General features: G+C 66.9%; 9 protein-coding genes. 5 read left to right on the top strand and 4 right to left on the bottom strand.

The features are described 5' to 3' along the window. Nucleotides 1–303 precede the first annotated feature (303 nt). Complete coding sequence (locus IO33_RS44985; RefSeq protein WP_245236021.1) at nt 304–636, top strand: DUF6009 family protein; 333 nt, start codon at nt 304–306, stop codon at nt 634–636. A gap of 97 nt (nt 637–733) precedes the next feature. Here the strand turns inward: IO33_RS44985 and IO33_RS53105 are convergent, their stop codons facing one another. Continuing rightward, entirely contained in the window at nt 734–1,102 is a 369-nt protein-coding gene (locus tag IO33_RS53105; RefSeq protein ID WP_245236020.1) for a hypothetical protein, read from the bottom strand. Here IO33_RS53105 and IO33_RS54325 point away from each other — a divergent pair. The 4 genes from IO33_RS54325 (at nt 1,049) to IO33_RS0139365 (ending at nt 4,741) form a co-directional block, all read left to right on the top strand. Then, complete coding sequence (locus IO33_RS54325) at nt 1,049–1,339, top strand: hypothetical protein (RefSeq protein ID WP_425348002.1); 291 nt, start codon at nt 1,049–1,051, stop codon at nt 1,337–1,339. The two genes, IO33_RS53105 and IO33_RS54325, sit on opposite strands and share 54 nt — an antisense overlap. A gap of 204 nt (nt 1,340–1,543) precedes the next feature. Continuing rightward, complete coding sequence (locus tag IO33_RS48465; protein ID WP_245236019.1) at nt 1,544–2,347, top strand: zinc finger domain-containing protein; 804 nt, start codon at nt 1,544–1,546, stop codon at nt 2,345–2,347. A gap of 171 nt (nt 2,348–2,518) precedes the next feature. After that, on the top strand, nt 2,519–4,117 hold the full coding sequence (locus tag IO33_RS0139370) for an IS1182 family transposase (RefSeq protein WP_031173920.1): 1,599 nt from the start codon (nt 2,519–2,521) through the stop codon (nt 4,115–4,117). A gap of 342 nt (nt 4,118–4,459) precedes the next feature. Continuing rightward, nucleotides 4,460–4,741, top strand: a complete 282-nt coding sequence (locus tag IO33_RS0139365; RefSeq protein WP_051927239.1) for a hypothetical protein — start codon at nt 4,460–4,462, stop codon at nt 4,739–4,741. Nucleotides 4,742–5,039: 298 nt separating this feature from the next. On the opposite strand, the gene IO33_RS0139360 is transcribed toward IO33_RS0139365, so the two are convergent. From IO33_RS0139360 to IO33_RS0139350, 3 genes are all read right to left on the bottom strand, one after another. Then, nucleotides 5,040–5,864 carry an ATP nucleotide 3'-pyrophosphokinase gene (locus IO33_RS0139360; protein WP_031173918.1) on the bottom strand — a complete coding sequence of 275 codons (825 nt, stop codon included), beginning with the start codon at nt 5,862–5,864 and terminating at the stop codon, nt 5,040–5,042. 677 nt (nt 5,865–6,541) lie between these two features. Continuing rightward, complete coding sequence (locus IO33_RS0139355) at nt 6,542–7,318, bottom strand: hypothetical protein (RefSeq protein WP_051927238.1); 777 nt, start codon at nt 7,316–7,318, stop codon at nt 6,542–6,544. Between the two features lie 486 nt (nt 7,319–7,804). Next, nucleotides 7,805–8,299 (bottom strand): hypothetical protein, encoded by a 495-nt coding sequence (locus IO33_RS0139350; RefSeq protein ID WP_031173916.1) that lies wholly within the window; start codon nt 8,297–8,299, stop codon nt 7,805–7,807. Nucleotides 8,300–8,890: the final 591 nt, after the last annotated feature.

Genomic DNA, 8,890 nt, shown 5'->3' with positions numbered 1-8,890 from the left:
GAGCGCCATCCCCGTAACTACCTGGCCTTTCTCGGACTTGCCGCAGCCCTTTGCTGCTACAAGCGGCTCCTCAAACTCACCATGTAGGACACGGTCTTAGTCCCTCGTCCGTCCGACGAGACCGGAGCTGCAGGCTCCGCTCAAGGCGGCCCCCACACAGCACCCCGCCGCCCTCAGGTGCGCGCGAGGCAACACGAAACGCACATGCCAGGCGACACCTCACCAGGGGAGCCGGCCGACGAAGGAGGGGCTGCAGCCATGAGCTCGCTGTTGACCGCAAGCGACCTCACCCACGAGTAGGAGGTGGTGTGGCTGGAGGACCCCGAGCAGTTCGACTACGTCCGTCAGGCCGTCGACAAGACCAAGCGCCGCAACAACAAACCGCCCTACGCCCGCGACGGCCGCATGGTCGGCTACGCGATCCTGGACGACCACGCCGAACCGCACCCCGACAGCGGCCTGTACAAGTGCCGTGTCCTCTTCGTCCTCCCTCACGACCGCGACAGCCACCCCGACGGCGTCTACCGCGAAGGCGCCGCCGGCGAAGCTGTCGACCCCCGCACGATCCAACCCAAGAAGCCTGGTGCGAAGACTCCACGCTTCCAGCGCGGTCCAGCAGCCATAACCCCAGCCTGACCAGACCCGCCGTGGGGTGGCAGCGCCTCTGGAGCGCCGTGGCACCATCAGGTCCATGGGAAGAGCCTCACGTCGGCGGGCCGAGCACCGCTCCCGGTCAGCCGTACCAAAGACATCTGCGAACGTTCGCCCTCTGATGCGCGCCGACCTCGACCAGGTCATGCCCCTGCTGGAGGGGGTCGTCGAACAGAGGACCCCGGGGGAGCTGGACCTGTACCTGTCGGCACCAACCGCGGCCAACCGGTTCGGGACCGGACTGGTCGCAGAGGTCGCCGGGAAGGTGGCGGGTGTAGTCGCAGGCGCAGGCATCAAACTCGCTCTTCCTGGCCTGTAGATGTCCGAGGAGGACATCGTCCAACGGATCGGACTGCTCGACGTCCTGGCCGTACATCCCGATCACCGACGCACCGGCGTGGGCGCCCTCCTGCGGGACCAGATCCTCGACCGATTCCGGGACGTGGGCCACCGGCTGGTCATGGCGAAGCTCGCGGCCGGCCGACAGGACCTCGTCCCCATCTACGCAGCATGGGGATGGAGCGTAGGAAATCCTGGTGCGGGAGTTGCAATCCAGATCGGCTCTGAGCCTCTGGCACTGGCCGAAGACCCTGCCACACGAGTGGCGTGGACCGCGCTCGCCCCGGAAGTCCGTCTGGACCCCTCCCTCCTGCCCGGAGTACCGCTCGTAACAGGCGTATTCCCCTGACAGGTCCTCCCGCCCCACATGCGGTGCTTCAACTAGCCATCCGATACCCAGGCAGCCGTTGCGGCATTGCGCGGAGCCGAACGGGTGATGTGACCACGGTCGACGTCGTCCCTCACCCACGGAGCCAGTTACCAGGGCGTGACGACCAACGACTCCTGCCACGGCGAAGGGTGTACGTGCGCCCGTCCCCGGCCAACTGTGACCGTGAGCGGCTACCGCTTCGTCGCGGTACCCGTGAAGCCCGATGCCACGCCCCACTGCGCCGGATGCGGTGAGCCGTTCCTGGGATCTTGGCGGCTCGAGCAGGCCGTAGGCCTGAACAACCCGTACATCTGCGGGCAGCCGAAGAAGGACGGTTCCCCTTGCGGCTGGAACACGACGCAGGAGGTCTGCCCGTACCACCCGACACCGGATGCCCTGCAACGCGAGCACGAACGCAAGCAGGCAGAGCAAGAACGCAGACGACAAGCCGAAGAGGAACGCCAGCAGGAGAGCGAGCTCCGGCGGCTGGACCTTATTCAGATCCTCTCCGTACGGTGCCCACACTGCTCGGCGTCCGCTGCCGCCTTGTGCTGCGGACCGAAGGGTGGCGTCGTGCGCACACTTCACAAGGCCCGCCGACAGCTCGCCGGCGTCAGTGGCCCCAAGTCCTTCGTGATTGAGGCAACCAACCAGTACACACGTACCGTTGACGAGCCGCCCCTCGACGCCGACTTGCGATCGCTTCTCAGCGATCCACTGAAAGACCGTACGAAGGAGGCCAGCGCCCGCTACTACCTCGAGGAGCAGGGGGCTGCGGAGCGGAAAGTGGCCGCAGCCCAACGTGCGCTGTGGTTGGCGGGCGGGGACCGGGCCGACCTGGTTAGGGCGCAACCCTGCCCGACCTGTCATGCCGGGCCACCGACGGCATGTGATCAGCGTGGTTGGCGGCACGGACAGTTCCACACCGAGCGCATCGACGCAGCGATGACCATGGCCACCAGGACTGTGCCGGAAGGCAGTCCTTGAGTGCAAGGGGACACGGTTGTCGACAACTTTCATTATCAGGGGAATGATCAGTCGATGCAGGTCAGACGGCTACCGCAGCACTAGAAGGCCGATGAAGATCTTGAGGCCGGTTGGTGGGGAACCCGCAAGAGGCCGGGCCTCGGCCGCGTGGCCAGGGCCACAGTCGTGGGGGTGATGGGGCGATCGCGGAGCGAGTCGGTGGGGCCCGATGTGTGGGCTATGTGCCGGGAGTTGATCCCGGCGGGAAGCGTGTTCGCGTTTTTGGCCGAGCACCGGGAAACGCTGTTCCCGGAAGCGATATTCGCGGACATGTACCCCTCGCCGAACGGCCGGCCCTCGGTGCCGCCGGGTGTGCTGGCCTGCGCGATCGTGCTGCAGACATTGCAGGGCCTGTCCGACATGGAGACCGCGCAAGAGCTTCGCTGTGATCTACGGTGGAAGGCCGCCTGCGGCCTGGGGCTGCACGATCTCGGATTTCATCCCTCGCTCCTGGCCTACTTCCGACGCCGCCTGGCCCGTTCGGTCCGGCCGGACCGGCTGTTCGACGCGGTGCGTGAGGTGGTGGACGCCACCGGTGTGCTGAAGGGAAAGCACCGCAGGGCCCTGGACTCCGCAGTCCTCGACGACGCGGTGGCCACCCAGGACACCGTCACACAGCTGATCGCCGGTATCCGCAGGGTGATCCGCGAGGTCCCCGGTGCCCACTCCGTGGCCGCCGCTCACTGCCGGGGCCACGATTACAGCGAGCCCGGCAAACCCCCGATCGCCTGGAGCGATGAGCAGGCACGCGCCGAGTTGGTGGACGCGCTGGTCACCGATGCCCTGCAGCTGCTGGGCCGTCTGCCCGATCAGGAGCTTGGCCCCCATGCGGCGGATGCCGTGGGAATCCTGGCCCTGGTCGCCGGACAGGACGTCGAACCCGCCGACGGCTCTGACGGCACCGACGGACGCTGGCGCATCGCCCGCCGCACCGTCTACGACCGGATGGTCTCCACCGTCGATCCCGACGCCCGGCACGTCCACAAGTCGTACTCACAACGACGTGAAGGATTCAAAGCCCACCTCGCCATCGAACCGGAGACCGGACTGATCACCGCTGTCACCCTGCGGCCGGCCGCAGGAGCCGAGCACCACGAGGCCGCCGTCGCCACCGAACTCCTCGAAGGTGAGGCCAAGTCCCTTCTCATCCTCGCCGACTCCGCCTACTCCACCGCTCACCTGCGAGAGCACCTCACCACCGCCGGGCACCACCTGCTGATCAAACCGGCAGCACTGAAGCGAGCCGTCACCGGTGGCTTCACACTCGACGACTTCCACATCGACACTGCTTCCGGCACCGTGACCTGTCCCGCAGGACGCACCACCCCGCTCGGGTCACCCGTCGGCCGCCAACACCAGCGCAAAGCCTGGTTCAGCGTCCAGCACTGCACCGATGGCCTGCTCAAGGCCCGGTGCACCACCTCAAAACGAGGCCGTGTCGTCACCTGGCGCCCGCACCACGATCTGCAGGCTGCAGCCCGGGAACAAGCCACCGACCCGCAATGGCAGGCGGAGTACCGGCGCTGGCGGCCGGTGGTCGAACGGGTCATCGCCTGGCTCGTCGCCCACGGCAACCGCCGCATACCCTGCCGCGGCGTCGTCAAAGGCGAACGCTGGATCCACAACCGGGCCGCCGCCCTCAACCTCCGCCGACTCATCAACCTCGGCCTCGACTACCGCAACGGCTCATGGAAGCTGACCGCTATTCCAAGATCTTCATCGGCCTTCTAGGGCCTGTCCGATAGGACGCGCGTAAGGGTTGCGCCCGGTCTCCCCTCGGACGCGGTGTGGGCTTCGGGCGCCCCCCCCGTGAGTGTGGTTTTCATGATTCTGCTGCGGCACATGCTCAGGGCGAACTCTCGCTAGTACCAGGAGGAGCCCATGCGTGTACGTACCGCCATCACCGCGATCGCCCTGACTGCCGCTGGCCTTGTCACGTGCGCAGGACGTGCAGCCTCACCTCATCGAGGGATAGCGGTGTAGGACCTGTCATAGAAAGTATGGGCAAGGTAGGCATGGTTCGGAGGGGTGTGCGGCCAGTAGGTCGTGAACCCCTGTGGGAGGGAGAACGTCATGCGTCGGTACATCGCTGCGATCGGCACGCTGGCCGCTGCCGCTATGGTCGCGCTCGCTGTTCCCGCTCAGGCGGCGACAGGACTCCTCGTGGTGAACGGTGTGCCCCATCAGAACCCGCCCCGGGGCTGCTATGCGACGTCGTCACCGGTTTCCATCCAGAACTACACGTATGCCCCGGTTCTCGTGCATGCCGCGTCGAACTGCCAGGGCCCGGTGACAGCGGAGGTGGACCCCGGGCAGTCAGCTAATACCTTCGGGGCGAGCTACTTCGTCTTCTGACGAGCCCTTCAAGGTCGGTCAGTCCACTGCACTGGTCACGCCACGCGGAAGTGCAGGCGCGTCCAGACCTGGCTAACGACTCCGGCTCAAGAACCCGCCATATCCACGTCAGGGCGAACGTTGACCGATGCGGCACTAGTCAAAGGGCCGGGCCGCCAGCCCTGACACTCAACTCTCTGTTTCACGCTCCCTGACAGGAAGCAGAACTAAGCACACACCGTCCCTCGCGGGTGCCGGGTCAGCGGGTGGCGCGAACTGAGGGCAGCCCCGGGCAGGCGGCCGGGGCTGCCAGTGGGCGTCAGGCGGCCGACGCCAGAGCCGTGTGATGGGGCCGAGGGGTGGGTGGAGCGAGGGCGGGAGCACCGTCCGGGACGGGTACTGCGGCGAAGATCGCGTCCTGCTGGTCCTGCAGCTCCTTCTTGCGCTCGGGGTTGGTCGAGGGCAGTCGCTCCTCCTCGTACAGCTTGTGCGTCACCTCCTGGGCCCACTTGCTCGACGGGGTGTGGAACTGCACCTCGAACAGCTGCAGTGAACCGTGCGCGCGCCAGGCCGTGTTGAGTCCCTTGTAGCCCTTCTCGCGGCCCCAGGTGTTGGACCACTTCGTGGTGTCGTTGCCCCAGGCGGACAGTGCCTGCGAAGCGATGGTGACACCGGTGACGGTGCGGTTGTCGGGCCATTGGAGGGTATAGCGCACCGCGTCGCTCAGGCGCGCCAGCACGTCAGCGGCGTTGCGCCCCAGATGCTCCTTGAGGTCCGTGGCGACCTTCCGCTTGAGGGAGTCGGGGGACTTGAGGCGGGAGTCGAAGCCGACGAGAACGGCGTGGCTTAGGGTGGCGACAGCCCGTACCTCGGGGCTGATCGACCGCTCCGCCGCGCCGGCGTGCGCAAGGTACGCGTCGACCTTGCGGTTGTCCGCGGCGTTCAGGCACAGTCCGTCGCGCTTCCAGCCGCCCGGGTCGTCGTCGCACTGCTCCGCACGGCCATCGCTGGGCGTGGCGGTGGTGTGCTTGCCAGTCGCGTCGGAGGGGTCGGCAGCGTACGCGGCGAGCCCGGTCGTGGCCGTGGCCAGGGCCAGGGCGGCGGCCAGTACGGCGGCCGCGCGGCTCAGGTGGTGCGTGTTCATGCGGCGGTAGTTGTCCCTTCTTCGCGCGTGGCACCGCCTGTACCGAATGAACGGGGCGGGCGGTGATCGTCGCCGGGGACAACGGAAGGAAGGACGCTGAAGTACCGCCAAGCAGCCCCAGATATCGGGTATTGGCGTGATGGCGCCGTCCGGCGACGCAATCGTGCGGCGGAGCGGTGCTGTGAGCCAATCGCTGAGCCGTGACCGGCGTGAGGACGTAGTCGAGCTCAGCGGGGCATCGGGCCAAGGGCTGGCACTGTTCCTCGGCGAGTGCGTCACAATCAGCGGCGCCCGCACGGGGCGAAGAGAGCGCCTTCTTCGGTCGCCACATGGACACCGTGGGCGGCTACTGGGTAGTGGGGTCCCCAGTAGGCGTGTCCTGGTAGAGGCCCACTGAGCGCGTTACTGGGCTGTCTACTGGGTGGGCGCGGGTGTCACGCTCCCTGATTTTGAGCGGGTGGTGCCGCCGGCTCCGGTGCGACCGCAAGGTGGCGGTCGCAGACGCCACGGTGACCGGGAGGTCCTTGCGGCCATCGTGTTCGTCGCCACGTCAGGATGCACGTAGAACCAGCTTCCGCCAGGTTTCGGCCCATCGGGCGTCACCGCGTTCCGCCGAGGTGGATATCGCCTGTATCGCGGCTCGGCGGCCAGTCCGAGGCTTTGTCGGCCGGGACGGGTCAAGGCGGTGGCGATTCGGCAGGCACCGATCGGTCGGGCCGGTTACCCGTGACCGCGGATTCGTCCGCGTACAGGTGCAACTGATCGCTCTCCAGCCGCACGAACGGATTGGTCCATGTCTCCGAGGCATCCGGGACCAATACGCGTGTCGTCCTCCGCCAGGCGTCGTGGATCACGAGCGAGAGAATCCTGTAGCCGAGCAGGCCGAGGGCGATCTGCTGATCGGGATGGTCTTCCGGGCCCGCTGCCTGCAGCACGTAAAACCGATCGCCCACCCAGTACCCGGACTGATCCAGCCAGGCGTCCACCATCAGCCGAACGCCGTCCACCCACACGCCGACCTCGCCCGAGCGGTTCCGGTCGCTCAGGTGCACGGCCCGGTGGCGGTCGTCGGCGGAGAATTCCACATGCAGTTCCAAATCGCTCCAGCAGTCCACGAAGGAACCGCAGGCACCTGGCACCGGACCCACACGATACGGAGCGGCACTGGCGGCGGAGAGACCGATGGGATCCTGGCCGCAGGTCTCCGGCTCCCGGCACGACCGGTCGATACGGCGACTGCAGCCCAGGCCCATCGCGGCGCAGTCCCGAGGCGAGGCCCGGGACAGCAGGTCGACAAGGCGCTCCCGGTACGGCATGTCGCCGATACGACTGCGTATGTCGCCGCCATCCCACCACGCGACCAGGTCGACCCCGACCCGCGAACGCCGCAACCACTCGCGCCAGCGCTCATCCCGGACATCCCACGGATGTGAGACAGCTTGCGAAGAGAACACATCCTCATGCGGTCCATCACCGTCCCGGCGACGGCCTGCCTTCCTGCCAGGTCTCCAACGCACACTCGGCCTCCTTACGTCTTCCGGCACCATCCGACAACGGCAGGCCGAAGGGCTGGGGTGTGGGGTAGAGCCCCACGGGCCTTGACTCCGAATCCTGGACACGGGTTATGCGGCTGGTGTCAGCATAGTTGATGTCGTTTCGGACGCTGTCTCGTAAGTGATTGGGCTGCGTTGTCCGAGGCGGGAGTGACGGCGTCAGGTGTTGTAACGGTTAACAGGTCATTTCATTTGGGGAGTCTGCGGTAACAGATGAGGGCAGCTGCCAGCGCGGTGAAAGCCAGAAAGTGGTCGGACTTGCGGTGCGACTCCCAAGGGGGCGCAGTTCCAATCGCGTCGAGGCTGCGCTGCGCGACGACCCGCCACCCTGCGCCGCGCGGGCTCGCACCGGTTTCCCCGGCCTGGAGGCCGACTCCGCACAAGCCATTACGTCGGTCGCCTCTCGAGCAGCTCGTTGAGGACCGACATCTTGTCGGGCCGTGCCACCAGCAGGATGAGGCCGAGCACGGCAACCGGGTCGAGCGCGGGATCGCTGCGGGTGACGTATGTGTGGACAGTGCGGTCGGGCCGGGACGTCTCCCTGACATCAAGGACGGTCCGTTCTTCGGACGTTACGGAGAAGTGCAGCTTTCTGCGGAATCGAGCACGCCGGATGCGGTACTCCGCTTCCCACAGCAGCACGGTGTTCCCATGACGCTCTCCCACCGGCTGTCCCTGGGCCGACAGCAAGGGCTGCCCCTCATTGAAGTCGACGAGCAGACGCGGGTCGTCGCCGACTCGGTCCGTGCTGCCCAATACATGCTGACGACCAGGGCCGGCCTGCGACGCGAACGCTCCGACGGGTTCGCCGTCCAGTTGGAAGAACGAACTGAACGTCCACATCATCGACTGGCCCGGTTGAAGCCCACCGCTCGTCGTCACCGGCGCCTCACCCAGTTCCTGAAAAGCACATCGTCGTTTCGCACATGGTCGCTGAGCCCCCATCGGCTGCTGGGACATGACATTCACCAACGGAGACGTGAGGATTCCCGACGCGGTTCTTGATGTTGCTGCTGTGCCTCCCCGTCGTGGCTGACGCGTGCGCGCACGGCGTCGCGCGTCACGCCGTGGAAGGTGCGGGTGGAGGTGAAGTGAGGAGCATCCGCAGGACACTGATTGAGCGGGGGAGGACCGCTCTTCGGGCGGGTGTTTTTCGGGCGCCTTCCCTGGCCGCCGCGTCGGCGGCGTGGGCGGCTACTGGGTAGGGGGGTCCCTGGTAAGAACGTCCTGGTAGAGGCTCTCTGAGCGTGTTACTGGGGAGGCGGGCGTCACGTTCCCCGACAGGAAGCAGAGCTAAAGACACCCTACCTCGCGGGCGGGCAGGGCATGTCAACTTGGCTACCAGTCCTGCCAGTTGGCAACCAGGTAGTCCCGGACCGCATTGGCTTCCCACTAGGGCCCGTGCGATGGATCAGAGTGGCCGGCCACCCCGGACGTGCCGAGTCGGCTCAGACCTCCGGCGTCGGCGCAGGC

Origin of the sequence: Streptomyces durhamensis (assembly GCF_000725475.1) — a bacterium.
GTDB lineage: Bacteria > Actinomycetota > Actinomycetes > Streptomycetales > Streptomycetaceae > Streptomyces > Streptomyces filipinensis.
This window is presented reverse-complemented; position numbering and strand designations above follow the sequence as displayed.